This window comes from Ignavibacteriales bacterium (assembly GCA_016709155.1).
GTDB lineage: Bacteria > Bacteroidota > Ignavibacteria > Ignavibacteriales > Ignavibacteriaceae > JADJEI01.
In genome coordinates, this window is record JADJEI010000001.1 from 786,779 (window position 1) to 803,879 (window position 17,101).

The 17,101-nt window shown below is 35.9% G+C and carries 15 protein-coding genes, 4 tRNA genes and 2 pseudogenes; all 21 read right to left on the bottom strand.

The genetic code is table 11. From position 1 onward, the window contains the following. Positions 1-5 precede the first annotated feature (5 nt). On the bottom strand, positions 6-3,791 hold the full coding sequence (gene rpoB / locus IPH11_04025; GenBank protein ID MBK6912865.1) for a DNA-directed RNA polymerase subunit beta: 3,786 nt from the start codon (positions 3,789-3,791) through the stop codon (positions 6-8). Positions 3,792-3,920: 129 nt separating this feature from the next. Then, entirely contained in the window at positions 3,921-4,295 is a 375-nt protein-coding gene (gene rplL / locus IPH11_04030; GenBank protein ID MBK6912866.1) for a 50S ribosomal protein L7/L12, read from the bottom strand. Positions 4,296-4,329: 34 nt separating this feature from the next. Next, positions 4,330-4,851 carry a 50S ribosomal protein L10 gene (locus tag IPH11_04035; protein ID MBK6912867.1) on the bottom strand — a complete coding sequence of 174 codons (522 nt, stop codon included), beginning with the start codon at positions 4,849-4,851 and terminating at the stop codon, positions 4,330-4,332. 74 nt (positions 4,852-4,925) lie between these two features. Then, positions 4,926-5,621 (bottom strand): 50S ribosomal protein L1, encoded by a 696-nt coding sequence (locus IPH11_04040; protein ID MBK6912868.1) that lies wholly within the window; start codon positions 5,619-5,621, stop codon positions 4,926-4,928. A gap of 24 nt (positions 5,622-5,645) precedes the next feature. Next, complete coding sequence (gene rplK, locus IPH11_04045) at positions 5,646-6,071, bottom strand: 50S ribosomal protein L11 (protein MBK6912869.1); 426 nt, start codon at positions 6,069-6,071, stop codon at positions 5,646-5,648. Positions 6,072-6,093: 22 nt separating this feature from the next. Continuing rightward, complete coding sequence (gene nusG, locus IPH11_04050) at positions 6,094-6,630, bottom strand: transcription termination/antitermination factor NusG (protein ID MBK6912870.1); 537 nt, start codon at positions 6,628-6,630, stop codon at positions 6,094-6,096. Positions 6,631-6,634: 4 nt separating this feature from the next. Then, positions 6,635-6,817, bottom strand: coding sequence for a preprotein translocase subunit SecE (secE, locus tag IPH11_04055; protein ID MBK6912871.1), 183 nt, complete (start codon positions 6,815-6,817; stop codon positions 6,635-6,637). Between the two features lie 25 nt (positions 6,818-6,842). Then, a tRNA-Trp gene (locus tag IPH11_04060) sits at positions 6,843-6,915 on the bottom strand. A gap of 7 nt (positions 6,916-6,922) precedes the next feature. Continuing rightward, positions 6,923-7,072 (bottom strand): 50S ribosomal protein L33, encoded by a 150-nt coding sequence (gene rpmG, locus IPH11_04065; protein MBK6912872.1) that lies wholly within the window; start codon positions 7,070-7,072, stop codon positions 6,923-6,925. Positions 7,073-7,093: 21 nt separating this feature from the next. Then, positions 7,094-7,166 (bottom strand) — tRNA-Thr (locus IPH11_04070). A gap of 8 nt (positions 7,167-7,174) precedes the next feature. Continuing rightward, positions 7,175-7,248, bottom strand: a tRNA-Gly gene (locus IPH11_04075). 150 nt (positions 7,249-7,398) lie between these two features. Continuing rightward, a tRNA-Tyr gene (locus tag IPH11_04080) sits at positions 7,399-7,482 on the bottom strand. Between the two features lie 79 nt (positions 7,483-7,561). Further along, positions 7,562-9,100, bottom strand: a complete 1,539-nt coding sequence (locus IPH11_04085) for a YifB family Mg chelatase-like AAA ATPase (GenBank protein MBK6912873.1) — start codon at positions 9,098-9,100, stop codon at positions 7,562-7,564. 17 nt (positions 9,101-9,117) lie between these two features. Then, positions 9,118-9,264, bottom strand: coding sequence for a hypothetical protein (locus tag IPH11_04090; GenBank protein ID MBK6912874.1), 147 nt, complete (start codon positions 9,262-9,264; stop codon positions 9,118-9,120). Positions 9,265-9,438: 174 nt separating this feature from the next. Further along, positions 9,439-10,788, bottom strand: coding sequence for a hypothetical protein (locus tag IPH11_04095; protein MBK6912875.1), 1,350 nt, complete (start codon positions 10,786-10,788; stop codon positions 9,439-9,441). A 38-nt stretch (positions 10,789-10,826) separates the two neighbouring features. Further along, positions 10,827-11,321, bottom strand: coding sequence for an NADH-quinone oxidoreductase subunit NuoI (gene nuoI, locus IPH11_04100; protein ID MBK6912876.1), 495 nt, complete (start codon positions 11,319-11,321; stop codon positions 10,827-10,829). Positions 11,322-11,355: 34 nt separating this feature from the next. Next, on the bottom strand, positions 11,356-12,387 hold the full coding sequence (gene nuoH, locus IPH11_04105; protein ID MBK6912877.1) for an NADH-quinone oxidoreductase subunit NuoH: 1,032 nt from the start codon (positions 12,385-12,387) through the stop codon (positions 11,356-11,358). Positions 12,388-12,390: 3 nt separating this feature from the next. Beyond that, a pseudogene (locus IPH11_04110) lies at positions 12,391-14,084 on the bottom strand (molybdopterin-dependent oxidoreductase). 18 nt (positions 14,085-14,102) lie between these two features. Next, positions 14,103-15,350 carry an insulinase family protein gene (locus IPH11_04115; protein ID MBK6912878.1) on the bottom strand — a complete coding sequence of 416 codons (1,248 nt, stop codon included), beginning with the start codon at positions 15,348-15,350 and terminating at the stop codon, positions 14,103-14,105. 232 nt (positions 15,351-15,582) lie between these two features. Then, entirely contained in the window at positions 15,583-16,611 is a 1,029-nt protein-coding gene (locus IPH11_04120) for a virulence RhuM family protein (GenBank protein MBK6912879.1), read from the bottom strand. Between the two features lie 66 nt (positions 16,612-16,677). After that, positions 16,678-17,082: pseudogene (locus tag IPH11_04125) on the bottom strand (aminotransferase class I/II-fold pyridoxal phosphate-dependent enzyme). Positions 17,083-17,101: the final 19 nt, after the last annotated feature.

A 17,101-nucleotide genomic window follows, 5' to 3' on the forward strand; every position in this document is an offset into this window, starting at 1 on the left:
AACTCCTAATTTCTAATTTGATTCGGATTGTGCGCATTAACTTTTATGTCCAGTCCTAATCCCTGGAGTTCTTTAATCATTACATTAAAGGCTTCAGGAACGTTAGGTTCCAATAAATTTTCACCTTTAACAATGGACTCATAAGCCTTTGCTCTTCCAACTACATCATCACTTTTTATTGTAAGTATTTCTTGTAATATATGTGAAGCACCATAAGCTTCCAGCGCCCAGACTTCCATTTCACCAAATCTCTGACCGCCGAACTGAGCTTTTCCGCCTAATGGCTGCTGAGTTATTAGTGAGTATGGTCCAATTGAACGGGCATGTATTTTATCATCTACCAAGTGGCTCAATTTAAGCATGTAGATATAGCCGCATGTTACTTTTTGATGAAATTTTTCTCCGGTTCTTCCATTATAAAGATCGGTTTTGCTGCCTGACTCAAGTGAAGCTTTTTTAAGCCACTCTTCAACATCTTCAACTTTAGCACCATCGAAGATTGGAGTTGAAAATTTAACTCCGAGTGCTTTTCCAGCCCAGCCAAGTGCAGTTTCATAAAGTTGTCCGAGGTTCATTCTTGAAGGAACACCCAGAGGATTTAATATTATATCCACATGAGTTCCATCAGGCAAGAATGGCATGTCTTCTGCCGGAACAATTTTAGCGACAACACCTTTATTTCCATGTCTGCCAGCCATTTTATCACCCACAGAAAGCTTTCGCTTTTTGGCCACATAAACTTTTGCAAGTTGAACTATCCCTGGGGGAAGTTCATCACCACTGGCGATTTTTAATTTTTCTTTTTTGTATTCCTCCTCAATATCCGAAAGAGCTTCAAAATAATTTTTATAGAGAACAGAGATATGACTATTTAATTTCTTGCTATCAAACCAGTTTAATGTGTAATCAAGTTTGGTCACATCATCCATTTCTGAAAAAGTATTTTCTTTGATAGTTGTTCCATTTCGAAGGACTACACTACCATCCAGATCTCTGATTCCTGAAGTTGTCTCACTACCGCAAAGTTTGGTTAGTTTTTCTACTAATTTTTTATAATGTTCGGAAAGCGAAGAGGAATGTTTTAAGTCTAAATCATCAAAAGCTTTCTTCTCATTTTTCTTGGTATCGCCATCTCTTTTCTTACGATTAAATAATCGTGTTTTGATGACTGTGCCGCGTAATCCGGGAGGTGCTTTGAGCGAAGCATCTTTAACATCTCCAGCTTTATCACCGAATATTGCTCTCAACAGTTTTTCTTCAGGAGTAGGATCGGTTTCACCTTTTGGTGTGATTTTCCCAATCAGTATATCACCTTCTTTAACTTCTGCCCCTTCCCTTACAATTCCATATTCGTCTAAATTTTTAACAGCTTCTTCGCTTACATTAGGAATTTCTCTTGTTAATTCTTCCTCGCCGCGTTTGGTTTCTCTAACTTGTAATTCAAATTCTTCGATATGAATAGAAGTAAAAAGATCCTGGCTAACAACTTTTTCGCTGATAATTATTGCATCTTCAAAATTATAACCCCGCCAAGGCATAAACGCAACGAGCACATTTCTACCAAGTGCTAAATCGCCATGCTCAGTTGCCGCACCGTCAGCAATTACATCTCCCTTTTGAACTCTCTGTCCGATCTTTACGATTGGTTTTTGATTGATGCAGGTTTCCTGGTTTGTTCCGCTAAATTTAGTCAATTTATAGGTGGCTCTTCTTATATCGGTAAAACTTGTCAGAGCTTCAAGGCTGTTGGCATTAATATCATATTTGATTATTATTTTGTTAGCATCTACATACTCAACAACACCATCGTCTTCAGATGTTAATACAGCTCTCGAATCCAGAGCCAATTTGCGTTCCATTCCTGTTCCAACAATTGGAGCTTCCGGAATTAATAATGGAACTGCCTGTCTTTGCATGTTTGATCCCATTAAGGCTCTGTTAGCATCATCGTGCTCGAGAAAGGGGATTAGAGCAGCTGCAGCACTTACGATTTGTGCAGGAGCAACATCCATATACTGAATGTTTTCTGGAGTCGCAACCGGGAATTCACCTTTCAGTCTTGATTTTACACGCTCGTTTGCAAACCTTGATTGTTCGGTCAATGGAGCATTTGCTTGTGCTATTGTAAATTGGTCTTCTTGTTCTGCTGTTAAGTATTCAACTTCATTAGAAACTTTTCCTTTATGCACTTTTCTGTAAGGAGTCTCTAAAAATCCATAGCGATTTACTCTTGCATAAATTGTCAGTGAAGAAATTAATCCAATATTTGGTCCTTCAGGAGTTTCAATCGGGCATAAGCGACCATAATGTGTGTAATGAACATCTCTTACTTCGAATCCTGCACGCTCTCTTGTCAAGCCTCCGGGTCCTAATGCCGACATTCTTCTTTTGTGGGTCATTTCGGCTAAAGGATTCGTTTGATCCATGAATTGCGAAAGCTGATTTGTACCGAAGAAAGCATTTATGACGCTGCTTATAGTTCTGGCGTTTACTAATTCCTGTGGAGTAAAATGTTCGGTGTCACGAAGGTTCATTCTTTCTTTAATTGTACGAGCCATTCGAGCCATTCCGATGTTGAACTGCTGACCTAATTGTTCGCCGACTGTTCTAATTCTTCTATTGCCAAGATGGTCAATATCATCAACCTCTTCTTCACCATTTTTTAATTTTATTATATTAGACATGATGGAAACAATATCATCAATTGTCAGAACCGTCATAGTTTCAGGATGGCTTAGACCTAATTTGTCATTCATACGATGACGACCAACGTCACCAAGATCATATCTTTTGTCGTTGAAGAATAATTTATCAATTAACGCTATTGCAGTTTCTGCGTCAGGGGCTTCACCTGTGCGAAGTTGTCTATAAATTGCAAAAAGAGCTTCTTCCTTTGTATGTGCGGTATCTTTTCGGAGTGTGTTTAATATTAAATCATCTTCCGGAACGTTCCCCTCTCGGATGAGTTTTAGTTTATCAACTTCAGCCTCGCCAAGCCTTTCTACATCTTCTTCGGTTAATATACTTTCCTTGGTTAAAAAGATTTCACCTGTCGCCATATCAAAAACATCGCTTGCAATAAATCTACCGATATAATCTGCCGGGTTGACTTTTTTAAGATCTATAACTTCATAAATGTTGAATAAGTTTAATATTTCTTCATCGGAAACAAAACCTAATGCTCTTAATAAAGTAGTTGCCGGGAATTTTTTGCGTCTATCAATATAAACATAGAGTACAGAATTTATGTCAGTTGCAAATTCGACCCAACTACCTCTCAGTGGAATAATCCTTGCAGAATAAATTGGTGTTCCGTTGGGATGAACTGTCTGCGCAAAAGCAACACCGGGCGATCTATGAAGCTGCGAAACAATTACACGTTCAGCACCATTGATGACAAATGTACCCTTATTAGTCATAAATGGAAGATTACCTAAATAAACTTCCTGCTCAACGCTGTTAACAAACTCCGCTGTTTCGGGATCTTTTGCAGATAATCTAAGCTTTGCTTTAAGTGGTGTGGCGAATGTTAGTCCTCTCTCAAGGCATTCTTCCAAAGAGAAGCGTGGTTTTTCGATGAAATATTCCAGAAAATCAAGTCTGTAATTTTCTTTATTGTCGAAAATTGGAAAGTTAGACAAAAAGACATTTTGTAATCCTTTAATGTCTCTTTTAGCTGCTGGTACATTATTCTGAATAAAATCTTCAAAAGTTCCTTTCTGGATGTCTAATAAGTCTGGTGCTTTTAGTACAGAAGGAATTTTTCCAAAGGATATGCGTTCGTTTACCAAATGATGACCTCTTAAATAATTTCTAGTTCGTTAGAATCTTAAATCGTATAAACACAAAAAAACAGAAAGTGATAACGATGATTTTCGCTATCACTCGCTGCCAGGGCAAAATTAATTTAGTCGAATGCCTTATTTAACTTCTACGGTAGCGCCGGCTTCTTCGAATTCTTTTTTAAGCTTTTCGGCTTCATCTTTTGAGATGGCTTCTTTAACTTTTTGAGGTGCGGTATCAACTAAATCTTTAGCTTCTTTTAAGCCTAAACCTGTATGAGCTCTTACAACTTTTATAACGTTGATCTTCTTTTCCCCAGCGGAGATAAGAACTACATCAAACTCAGTTTTTTCTTCGACAGGGGCAGAAGCGGCAGCCACCGGACCAGCCATCATCATGGGGGCTGATGCGGAAACACCAAACTCTGTTTCGAGTGCTTTTTTCAATTCAGAAGCTTCAACTAAAGATAAGCCTTTAATTTTTTCAACGATTTCTGTTATTTTTTCGGACATTTTTTTCTCCTATTACTTATGTTTCTTTTCAAAATTATGCTGCTTGTTTTTTAGAGATTTCATCAACTACACTTATTAAATCTCTAATCACAGCGTTTAAGGTGCCTACAATACCTGATGCAGGTGAAGACAAACTACTCAAAATACCCGCTATAATTTCTGGTTTAGAAGGAAGAGAAGCGATTTCGTTTAAACGACTTCCATCATAAAACTCGGTTTCAATATAACAGGCTTTTAAAGATAATTTTTGGGTGGTATCAAAATATTTTTTGATGATTTTCGCCGGTGCAGTTGGGTCAGCATTTGCAAATGCATAACCAGACATTCCAGCTAAATGATTGGCAAGTTTGCTGTATTTACCAGTTTCATCAATTGCTCTTTTGAAAAAGGTATTCTTTACAACGAAGTAACTGACTTTTTCTTTCCTAAATTCGTTTCGGATACCGGTGATATCTGCTACGTTAATTCCGGAATAATCAGTGACATAAACTGCCGAGGAATTGTTTATCATCTCCACAACATTGGAAATGACTTCTGATTTTTCTGTTTTATTCATTTTACTTCCGTCACTTAATTTATTTTTTGTGTCGGTTTAGAAGCGATTATTATTTATTGTTTAGTGCGTAAAATCTAATGTACTGCTATTTCGTCTTTGCCGATTTTTAAGCCTGGTCCCATAGTTGAAGATAAGAACAGACTTTTTATATAATCTCCTTTAGATGAAGTAGGTTTAAGTTTTATAATAGTATTTAAAAATGCTTTAGTATTTTCTACTAATTTTTCTTCTTCAAAATTTAATTTGCCGAGTGATGTGTGGACAATTCCGGCTTTTTCTACACGGAATTCTATTTTTCCGGCTTTGACTTCTTTCACTGCTTTTGCAACATCCATTGTTACCGTACCACTTTTAGGATTAGGCATAAGACCTTTTGGTCCCAAAACTTTACCAAGTTTTCCAAGTTCTCCCATAGTATCGGGGGTTGCAATGATAACGTCAATATCTGCCCATCCACCTTTAATCTTCTCAAGATAATCTTCTAATCCTGCAAAATCTGCTCCAGCGTCTAAAGCTTCTTGAACCTTTGCGCCTTTTGCAATTACTAAAACTTTCATGGTTTTGCCCGTTCCGTAAGGTAGGGAGACAGTTCCACGAACCATCTGGTCTGCATGACGCGGATCAACACCAAGACGTATTGCACAATCCAGGGATTCTACAAATTTTACTGTTGAACTTTTTTTAAGAACACTAACCGCTTCAGCAATTGTATATTCTTTGTCTTTAATTAAATTTTTTGAAATTTCTTTAGATCGCTTTGTCTGATTCATCTTTTTTCCTGAAACTTTAATAAATTATTCTTCAACTGTTAAGCCCATACTTCGTGCTGTTCCTGCAACCATGCTCATTGCATGCTCAACATCGAAGGCATTTAGATCAGGCATTTTTAATTCAGCAATTTCTCTAACCTGTTTAGCATTCACTCTGCCAACTTTATTCTTATTTGATTCAGGAGAACCTCTCTCAATTTTAGCAGCTCTCTTAAGAAGTACAGCAGCTGGTGGTGTTTTAGTTATGAATGTAAATGACTTATCGGAATAAACTGTGATAACAACAGGGATGATTAACCCCTCCTTGTCATTAGTCCTTGCATTGAACTGTTTACAGAACTCCATAATATTCACACCCTTCTGACCAAGTGCAGGACCAACCGGAGGTGAAGGGTTAGCTTTTCCTGCGGGGATTTGTAATTTTATAAAACCTGATATTTTTTTTGCCATAATTCTACCTGTTCAAATATTTTTATTTTTCTAATTCTGCCTGGATAAAGTCGATTTCTACAGGAGTTTTTCTTCCAAAAATAGAAACCATCACTTTAATTTTCATTTTTTCTTCATTAACTTCTTGAACAGTACCATTAAAATTATTAAACGGACCATCAATAATTTTAACAAAATCACCTGTTCTAAAAATCGTTTCTAATCTTTCCCCATCTTCGTCTTGGGTTATTCGACCAACAATTCTTTTTACTTCCTCCGGCTGCAATGGGTTAGGACGGGTTTTTGTTCCTAAAAATCCCATGACAGAGGGTAAGTTTAGAATAAATTCCTTCACTTTGTTATCAAGTTCTGCATGAACGAGGATATAGCCTGGAAAGAAGTTTTTAATTTTACTCCTTTTTTTTCCATCTTTTACCTCAAATACTTTTTCAGTCGGAACAAGAACATCCTGAATTTTTGACTTTAAAGATTCATTCTCATTTAATTCGTTATCTATTGCAGATTTGACACGGGCTTCGTGACCAGAGAAAGTTCGGACAACATACCATCTAAAATCCATCTATTTAATATATCCCTTTAAAGATTGTGTTAAGCAACATATCATTCACATAAGTAAATAAAGAAAGAATCAAAGACAGCGCAATAACTATTGTAGTTGACTCTTTTAATTCGTCCTTTGTGGGCCATGTTACTTTTTTCATTTCTTTCGAGACATCCTGAAAAAAGCCTAATATTTTATCTTTCATAAAAACCTATAATTTAATTACTGCGCACGCCAGGAGGGAATCGAACCCCCAACCTGCGGTTTTGGAGACCGCTGCTCTGCCAATTAAGCTACTGGCGTAGCAAGATTACTTTGTTTCTTTATGTAATGTATGCTTCTTATCCCAACGACAATATTTTGTGAACTCCACCCGATTCGGGTGTAGCCTTTTATTTTTTGTAGCAGTATAATTTCTTCTTTTGCAGACTGTACATTCAAGTGTTATAATTTCTCTCATATATATACCTTATATTTTGTGAGCTGACGACCGGGATTGAACCGGTGACCTCATCCTTACCAAGGATGTGCTCTACCAACTGAGCTACGTCAGCAGTAGGTGAGCGGGAGACGGGACTCGAACCCGCGACCAACAGCTTGGAAGGCTGTGACTCTAGCCAACTGAGTTACTCCCGCATTTTTTTTAATTCTAAAACTAACAATCGCTTTTTAAAATCTTTCTATCTATTTAGATCATTAATTAAAAAGTACGACGTTTCTTCAATTGCTATTACTTAAAAAGAACAAAAAAATAGGGAAACCTAATCAACATTCCCTATATGAGCGTGGGCGGCGAGGGATTCGAACCCCCAAAGGCGCATGCCAACGGATTTACAGTCCGCCCCGGCTCTCCAACTCCGGCGTCCGCCCTTTCAAAAAAAGAGCACGAAATATATTTTTAATTAATCAGAAATGCAAGTTTAAAATAATTTTTGATTTATCCAAATTTTTAGTGTTTCCATAATTCACGGTCTAAACTGCGATATTGTATTGCTTCACTAATATGCTGAGGTAAAATAGTTTCAGATTCGTCAAGATCGGCAATGGTTCGACTGACTTTTAATATTCTATCGTATGCCCTTGCGGAAAGACCTAATTTGGTCATTGCCATCCGTAGTAATTCTGAACCAGCTTCATTGAGACGACAATATTCTCGCACTTCTTTACTGCCCATATCGCCATTGGTAAAAATATGTTTCGCACCTTCAAATCTTTTTTGTTGGATTTGACGTGCCTTAATTACTCTCATTCTAATATTCTCTGACTTTTCTGAAGAAGAGACCATCGAAAGGTCCTTATATTTTACTGCCGGCACTTCAATGTGTATATCTATTCTATCGAGCAATGGTCCGGAAATTTTTGCCATGTAGCTTTGAATTTGAGGTGGTGCACAAGTACATTCTTTAGCCGGATCTGTGTAGAAGCCGCAGGGACAAGGATTCATTGCTGCAGCCAGCATAAAATTCGCAGGGAACTCTAAAGACATTTTTGAACGACTGACTGTAACTTTTGCATCTTCTAAGGGCTGTCTTAAAACCTCCAATACATTTTTTTTGAATTCAGGAAGTTCATCAAGGAATAGCACTCCGTAATGAGCAAATGATACCTCTCCAGGACGGGGGAACGAACCTCCGCCAACCAATGCTGCATCGGAAACAGTATGGTGGGGGTTACGAAACGGTCGTTCAGTTATGAGGGCTCTATCTTTGCCAAGTAAACCAGCCACTGAATGAATTTTGGTCGTTTCTAAAGCTTCTTCAAAACTCATTGGCGGTAAAATTGAAGGCAGTCTTTTTGCAAGCATGGTTTTTCCAGATCCAGGCGGACCAATCATAATAATATTATGAGCCCCGGCAGCGGCTACTTCTAATGCACGTTTTACATTTTCTTGCCCTTTTACATCTGAAAAATCAAGTAAGTATCTGTTGATCTGTGAAAATAATTCTTCTTTATTGGTTACTACTGCTTCTTTAACTAAATCTCCATTAAGAAATGCAATTACATCGGTAAGACTTTCAAAACCGAACACATCTATTCCATCAACGATTGATGCTTCACCAGCGGATTCTTGAGGCAGAAGAATTCTTTTCATATTTTTTTTCTTTGCTTCCACAGCAATCGGCAAAGCTCCTTTTATTGCTCTTAGCTGACCATCGAGTGAAAGTTCACCGAGAATTACTGTATCAGACAGCAGCTCGCTTGAAACAATTTCAGTGGCAGCAAGTAAACCGATTGCAATTGGTAAATCAAATGAACTCCCCTCCTTCTTTATATCTGCCGGCGCAAGATTGACGGTTATTTTTCTAATCTGAAATTCGATACCACTGTTCCTTATAGCTGCGGTTACTCTTTCCCTACTTTCTTTCACGGCATTATCAGGTAAACCAACAATTATAAACGATGGTATTTGCTTTTCAACATTAGTTTCAACTTCGATAAGGTAGGCATCAATTCCGTAAGTCGAACTCGAATAAACTTTTGATAACATATTATTTCCCCATCAATTTATTTTGCTAATAACATTTTTTTTACCTGAACAGAGACAGGAGTTGAAACTTTATACAGGTAAATTCCCGATGATAACACAGATGCATCAAAATCAAATTTATGATTTCCTTTTACAAGAAATCCATTGAATATTGTTTGAATCAATTTCCCTTCAAGATTATATACGGTAATGCTCAACATCCGTATCTATAAATAAATCAAATTCAATGCTGGTTTTAGGATTAAATGGATTGGGATAATTCTGAATCAAGTTAAATGATGCATTATAACCCTGTCCAACTTTTAATTGATTTGAAATAAATATTGCCCCATCCTTTTTTACAGTTTTAATTCGATAGTAGGTGATTTCAGAAATGAGTTCCTGCTCATCAATAAATGAGTAAATTTTATCGGATTCATTATCTGTATCAACAGAATAAATTTCCGTAAAGGTAGAGCCAGAAACGGATTTTTCAAGAATATATTTATTCGCAGTTTTATAATCCCCCCCATGCCATTGGATTTCATTATAATGTGAAAAATATTTACCTTCACTTCCGGGGATAACGGATATAACGGTGCATCTGAAAATACATATTTCACATTCTCTTCTTTGGTTATCAAGCTTTGATTTACAACTGAGTTTGCCTGCAGTTCGTCAAAATCAAGATGCAATAGAACATTAGAGCTATCAGTAAGAAATTCCTTAGTGGAAGAATAGGTAAAGACATCTTTTATTTGTTTTTTCCGGTAATCTATTAATCTAAGTTGTTCGATTTGAATTGGCTTATCAGGATTTGTGCAGTAAAAATCTAATTGTGCTGTTTCAGAAATAAAGTCAAACGAAAGATTTAGCTTTGCGAACAATATCGAATTGCAGTACAGGTATATTTTTTTTTCTTCGAATGAAAAATGAATGGTTAGATAATTCCACGATTGAGTTGAGACAAAGAAAGCATCGAAAATATCTATACTCTGATTTGGAGTATGCACCTCAAGAATTTGATATTGATTCACTCCAAGTTCAAATTGAGTTTTGCCGGAAATTCTATCTGAAAGTTTCAGAAAATTACTATTTGGCTCTTGATTCTTAAACCAGAATTGAACCAAAACATTTTTGAGCGAGTCTTTTCTTAAATCAATAAAAAGCTTTGAGTTTGATTTAAGTTCTAAACAGTTGATAGCTAAATTTTGTGGTTTGTAAAAGCTGATTTTAACAGAAGCTTCATTTCCTTTTTCGGAATTATCATCGGACTTAAATAAGAATCCAAGTAAAACGTTATCCTTATAAAACGCAGCTTCAAATTTTATTTGAGCCTCGGTTACACTTTCCGCTCTGAACTTAAAAAGAATTTGAAAAAACTCTGAACTTAAAAATATCGAATCATTAAAGTTTATTTTAATTACAGACGAAATTAAATCTGTCCCACTATTTAGAATTGTAAATGGGATTTTCTGATCCACATTTTCGCTTCTAAGTTCGACTGAATTAAGAGTTGTTTTAGCATCGCAGAAGCTTGTGATAACTAATCTATTAGCTTCAGGAAAAATTTTAGATGTAATTAGAGATATGTCGAAAGGACTATTTACCGGAATGTATTTGCTGTACTTTAGACTATAGTTTTCATCCGAAGGAAAAATATTGATTGATACAACAATGATTAAAAAAGCAATAATACTTTTAGGCATAAGCCAACAGCTTAATTGAATTTAAAAATAGTTTTTAATTATTTATAACTGCGAAGAAAATTAATTCTATCCTGAAGATTTGCTACTGGGACTAATAATTTATCCTTACCGAAAATCGCATCATTTCGATTTGTGAATGCAAGTTCATAATCTTTACTCATTACAATTGCCTCTTCAGGACAGACTTCTTCGCAAAAGCCGCAAAATATGCATCTGAGCATATTTATTTCAAACTTAACCGGATATCTTTCTTTCTCAAATTCAGTTTCAGAAGCTTGAACTTCGATGGCAAGGGAAGGGCAAACCCTGGAACACAAACCGCAGGCTACACATCTTTCCTGCCCTGTATTTTCCTGCACAAGCACCGGTCTTCCGCGGTAAGAGGCAGGGGGAGCAAATTTTACTTCGGGATATTCCATTGTGTATTTTGGTTTGAACATCGTTTTCAAAGTCAATGCTAATCCTTTGATTATCTCCCTGAGATATGTTTTTTCCCACAGGTTTAAATCTTTTTTTCTTTTTCTAATTGCCATTATAATTCCATTAAAAAAATCTTCAATTTTATTATTAGATATTAAATACCATTATTAATACTGCAACCCAAAGTAAATTGATGAGCGAGAGAGGAAACATCACTTTCCATCCAATATCCATAAGTTGATCATATCGAAAACGCGGAATGCTCCATCTAACCCAGATGAAAAAGAAAAGCAATGCGCCCATCTTTACAAAGAATCCCAAAATCTGTAAAGTAATCACAACTCCAGCAGGTAATCCGAAACTTTCAATGTAAGGAATCTGCCACCCCCCAAGATACAAAGTAATTATCATTGCACTTGCAATAATCATATTCGCATATTCAGCAAGAAAAAAACCGGCAAATTTCATGCTGCTATACTCAGTATGAAACCCACCGACAAGTTCAGGTTCGGCTTCTGGTAAATCGAATGGAAGTCTGTTTGTTTCAGCAAATGCCGAAACAACAAATGTAACAAACCCAATTGGCTGAATAATTGCATTCCACATCCAACCTGACTGCATCGCGACTATATCAATCGGTCTCAATGATCCGGCTAATAATAAAACTCCGGCAACTGAAAATCCCATTGATATTTCATAAGAAATCATTTGTGCCGAGCTTCTTATCCCTCCAAGAAGGGAATACTTACTGCCTGAAGACCAGCCAGCAAAAGTGATTGCATACACGCCAAGTGAGGTTAGAGCGAGTACGTATAAAATTCCAATATTTATGTCGGCAACTACAAGCGAAACATTCTGACCAAAGATCGAAATATTCGGACCGATTGGAATTACAGCGTAAGTAGTAAAAGCCACGAACAACGCAATGATGGGAGCGAGAGTATGTAATGTTTTATTTGCACTTGTTGGAACTATATCTTCCTTCAACAGAAGTTTAAATACATCAGCAAACGGCTGAAGAACGCCTTCCCAACCAACTCTGTTTGGTCCAAGTCTGTTCTGTGCCCAGGCGCTTACTCTCCTTTCAAAATATACCAAATAGGAAACCGTTAGCATTGTAATAGTAAAAATGATTAATATTTTAGCCAGAGTTATTCCAATTATTAAAAGTATGTTCATTAATTACTCCGCCTGTGCAATTTTATTTTTCTGTTTAATATCCACTTTCAATTGAACTCCAAAATCACCGAATGAATCATAATCCATGCCATTGAATGCAGGAATGATATTAGCCATCTCCCGAAAAATATCTTCAGCCAAATTGTATTTAATTTTACTGCCAAGAATAGCAGATAAGCCAAGTAGAATTTTCCATGTTGGGCGAGCGTCATATTTTAAATTTTTATTCCATCTATCGAATTGTGTACCGAATTTATCTAACCTGCTTAATTCCAATCCATCTAGTGAACGGTCTGATTCAACTGTTGTAACTGCAGGTTTTATTCTTTGCACCCATCCTTCAAAATTAATGATGGTGCCATTTTTCTCAGCAAATGTTGAAGCCGGAAATACTATATCTGCAAGTCCAGTTGTTCTATTAAAATTTGAGGAATTAACAACAAATAAATCAAGTTTGGCTAAAATATTTTCAAGGGATGAATCGGCAGATACCAAATCATCTTCGATTAAATAAAGGGCTTTAATCCTTCCTTCATTAATACCATTGATGATGCCTTCAAAATCCAACCCCTGTTTTGATGGTGCGATTCCGGTTAGTTCAGCCCCAATTGAATTGGGAGTGATGTCGCTTTGTCTCAAAACATCATCACCAAAGGCGGGGTTGATGTGACGAAGAAAATCAAGGTGCATAGTGCCTAAAACACTTTTAGCAAATTTTGAAATAATAAAACTGTCTTCACTTGTAACATAGGGCGAACCGATTACTGCAATTTCATTTTTAGAAAAAGCTTTTAATCTCGAAGCGCATTGAGCAAAAGCTTCATCCCAGCCAACTTTTGTAAAAACCCCTTCCCTTCTCAAATGAGGTCCATCAATTCTACTCTCAGAGTTCACATATTTAAATGTGTTTAGTCTTCCGTGGTCACACATCCAAAAACTGTTAACGTTTTCATTTTGACGCGGGGTTAATCGAAGAATCTGATTGTTCCGTACCCAAATTTCTATGTTGCAGCCGCGTGCACACCCTTGACAAATAGATTTGTTAGAAGACATATCCCAAACTCTTGATTTAAATCGAAAGTCACGGTTTGTTAAGGCACCCACCGGACAAATATCCACGACATTCATCGCATAGGGATTATCCAGTTCTTCACCAGGGTAGGTGGTAATTGTCACCCGATCACCTCTTTGTACAAAAGTAAGTTCGGCATCCTTTGCAATTTCATCGCAAAATCTGATACATCGCGAACATGATATACATCTTTCGCCGTCGAACATAACATTTGGACCAAGAGGCACGCGTTTATATTTATGATTTTTTTCTTCGAGAAATCTACTTTCGCCAACTGAGTGCTGATAAGCATAGTCCTGAAGTTTACACTCCCCTGCCTCATCACAAATGGGACAATCCAATGGATGATTAATTAGGAAGAATTCCATTACAGCATTACGTGCGTGAATTGCTTTTCATTTTGTGAATGAATGATCATACCATCGGAAGCTAATGTAGAACAAGCTATAGCGAGCTTTGGCATTTTTTCAATATCAACTAAACACATTCGACAGTTGCCTGACACGCTTAATTTAGGATGCCAGCAAAAATGTGGAATGTCTATTCCATTATCAGCCGCAGCTTCAATTACAGTTTGACCAGGTTTAAATTCTATTTCTTTTCCATCAATAATAATTTTTGGCATTTTAATTCTCTTTACTCTTTATGCTGCATTTTTAGCTTTATTATTTGAACGAACAAATATTCTGGAATAGTCATCTTTATTTAATATCCAATCTGATATTGAAATTAAATCTTCAGAAGTCACTGATTTTATTCTCTCAATTTGTTCTTCGATTGTAATTATTTTATTAAAATATAATATTGAATTTGCCAGACGCATCATGCGGTTGTTTGTGCTTTCCAAACCAAGTATAATGCTTCCGATTAAATATTCTTTTGTGCGATTCAATTCCTTATCGTTAATTTTATTTTCTCTAAGCTTTTGAAATTCTTTAAAGATAATGGATTGAACCTTTTCTGATTGCTTATCATTTGTTGAAAAATAAACTCCGAATACCGAAATATCCTGATAAGAATTTAGAAAGGAATTTATCTGATAGGTAATTCCAAGTTTTTCTCGAACTGCCTGGAACAATCTCGAACTGCTGCTTTCACCTAATAGGCTTGACAGCAGTTGATATTTTACTCTTCCTGAATCGTTATAGCCAGGAATTCTTTTCCCAAGAATTGAATGTACCTGGTTAATATCTTTATCAATTGTAACTTCTTTTGGATATGATCTTTCTAAAAATTTATGATGTCTTTTATTAGTGCCGGCTGATTTTCTAAAATATTTTTCAACGAGTTTAATTATCTGCTCATGTTTCAAATCACCGGAAGCTGAAATTAAAAGGTTATCACTCCCGTAGTGAGATGAATGAAATTTCATCAAGCTGGGATTATTAATATTTAGTATATTTTTTTCGGTTCCAATAATCGGGTAACTTAGTGTGTTGCCCTTAAACAGGACTTCTTCAATTTTATCGAAAATAAGTTCTTCGGGATTATCATTAATATCATTCAATTCATCAATGATAACTCCAGCTTCTTTTTTAATATGTGAATCTTTTAAGAGCGGGTTTTGAACCATGTCGGAAAGTATTGCAAAAGTTTTTTCCAAATTTTCACCAAGCCCTCTGCCATAGATACAAGTGTGTTCTTTAGAAGTAAATGCATTCAGATATCCGCCGCAGGATTCAATATCTTCAGAGATTTTTCTGGCGCTTCTTTTCGTTGTACCTTTAAAAAGCATGTGCTCAAGAAAATGTGAAATACCATTTATCTTTTCGTTTTCATCACGAGTACCAACTTTGTACCAAAAACCTAATGAAAAAGATTTCAAATATGGTATAGTTTCGGTTACAACCTGAATTCCGTTTGATAATTCTGAGAAGTTATAATTGTTCAAATTATTTTTGTCAAATATTCATTATTACGATTTCAAATATAGAGAATGAGGTTTAGCCAATCAAGAAAGGAAAAAAAGGAAAATCATTGGTACACTGATCATTAAGACTATTTATGATCATAACTGATCTTAGTAAATCATAAAAATCAGCGTACCATTTTTAAAAATTATACTTCCACCAAATCAGCAAATTTTTTCTGATACTTAACAAAAAATTCACCACTTAAATAAATCACTTTTTCTTTTCCTTATCCGAAATCTTTTTTACTTCTCTTTCAAAATCACTTTCAAAAGTTTTATCCTGAAGTACTCTGAACTTTTCATACTCCTCTTCAACCAATTTTATCGCAACCGCGTGTTTAACCTTACCGCCATCTTTCAAAATATAGTATTCATTAAATTGTAAGAAGGCATCAAGTTTAGAAATCCAATCTTTCATTTTCATAGGAATTTGTCTTGCCGCCTGGTTTTCGGCGTAATCCAGATACATTGTTACAACCCGTTCTAATTCTTTTATTTCTTTTTCAATCAAATAGTTTTTAGCTACAACTACATCCGACTTTAGAATTTTGCTTTTGGGTGAATTCTTCCAAGTCTGTAAACCCATATTTGGTTTCGTTGAATCGGCACGTTCAGCAATAATTTGAGAGGCTGTCTTTCCGGTAGTAGCCCAATGCAATTTATTTTGAACTACTTTAAAAAAAGTTCTGGTCATTTCGGTTTCTTTTTCATAGTCAATGCTGCACTGTTCATAAATATCTGTAATCTTTAAATAAAACCTTCTTTCACTGGCACGAATCTCACGAATACGTTCAAGCAGTTCATCAAAATAGTCTTTGCCAAATCGCTTGCCTTGCTTTAGTCGTTCATCATCCAGTACAAAACCTTTGATGATAAACTCTCTTAAAGTTTTTGTTGCCCAAATTCGGAATTGAGTTGCCTGATAGCTGTTTACGCGATAACCGACTGCAATTATTGCATCGAGGTTATAGAAATCAACTTCACGCGAAACTTCACGAACTCCTTCTATTTGAACTACTCGAATTTTTCGAGTAGTTGCCTCAAGATGTAATTCACCACTCTGATAAATTTCCTTTAAATGGTAAGTGATTGTATTGCTTTCAACTCCAAACAATTCAGCCATTTTCTTTTGGCTTAGCCAAAAAGTTTCTTCCTGAAAAAACACCTCTACTCTCACATCACCCTTTGGCGATGAGTAAAATATTATATCGTTTGATTGAGGAGTGATACTTTTGTTCATTAGTGAGTTATATTTGTTTTTTTTGATTAACAGATGAATTGCTATTCAAAATATAAATAAAGACGATTAGGTAATCAAGAAAGGGAAAAAGGAAAATAAAACAATAGTACACTGATCATTAAGATTATTTATGATCTTAACTGATCTTAGTAAATCATAAAAATCAGTGTACCATTTTTTTAAAAATTGTACTTTCACCAAATCAGCAAATTTTTTCTGGTACTTAACAAAAAATTGACCAATTGCTTTGTAAGCTTTTTCTAGAATTAGTTCGTTTGGTAAAAACACAACTCTAAAATGTTTTGTTCCCGGAACCTGTCCAAAGCCGCTGCCCGGAACAATTACAACTCCGGTTTCTCGAATCAATTCACCAACAAAATGTTCATCAGGTTGTTTCATTTCTAATTTGGGAAAAGCATAAAATGCACCTTCAGGTTTTACGCAAGAGATTCCAGGAATAGCGTTTAACATCTTACAGATGCTTTTAATT

Excerpts from the sequence above, each read along its gene's own strand:
- rplL (MBK6912866.1), bottom strand. The coding sequence starts at position 4,295 with ATGTCCGAAAAAATAACAGAAATCGTTGAAAAAATTAAAGGCTTATCT.
- nuoI (MBK6912876.1), bottom strand. The coding sequence starts at position 11,321 with ATGGCAATTAGAAAAAGAAAAAAAGATTTAAACCTGTGGGAAAAAACA.
- IPH11_04085 (MBK6912873.1), bottom strand. The coding sequence starts at position 9,100 with ATGTTATCAAAAGTTTATTCGAGTTCGACTTACGGAATTGATGCCTAC.
- IPH11_04040 (MBK6912868.1), bottom strand. The coding sequence starts at position 5,621 with ATGAATCAGACAAAGCGATCTAAAGAAATTTCAAAAAATTTAATTAAA.
- nuoH (MBK6912877.1), bottom strand. The coding sequence starts at position 12,387 with ATGAACATACTTTTAATAATTGGAATAACTCTGGCTAAAATATTAATC.
- nusG (MBK6912870.1), bottom strand. The coding sequence starts at position 6,630 with ATGGATTTTAGATGGTATGTTGTCCGAACTTTCTCTGGTCACGAAGCC.
- IPH11_04095 (MBK6912875.1), bottom strand. The coding sequence starts at position 10,788 with ATGCCTAAAAGTATTATTGCTTTTTTAATCATTGTTGTATCAATCAAT.
- IPH11_04035 (MBK6912867.1), bottom strand. The coding sequence starts at position 4,851 with ATGAATAAAACAGAAAAATCAGAAGTCATTTCCAATGTTGTGGAGATG.
- rpmG (MBK6912872.1), bottom strand. The coding sequence starts at position 7,072 with ATGAGAGAAATTATAACACTTGAATGTACAGTCTGCAAAAGAAGAAAT.
- rplK (MBK6912869.1), bottom strand. The coding sequence starts at position 6,071 with ATGGCAAAAAAAATATCAGGTTTTATAAAATTACAAATCCCCGCAGGA.
- IPH11_04120 (MBK6912879.1), bottom strand. The coding sequence starts at position 16,611 with ATGAACAAAAGTATCACTCCTCAATCAAACGATATAATATTTTACTCA.
- secE (MBK6912871.1), bottom strand. The coding sequence starts at position 6,817 with ATGAAAGATAAAATATTAGGCTTTTTTCAGGATGTCTCGAAAGAAATG.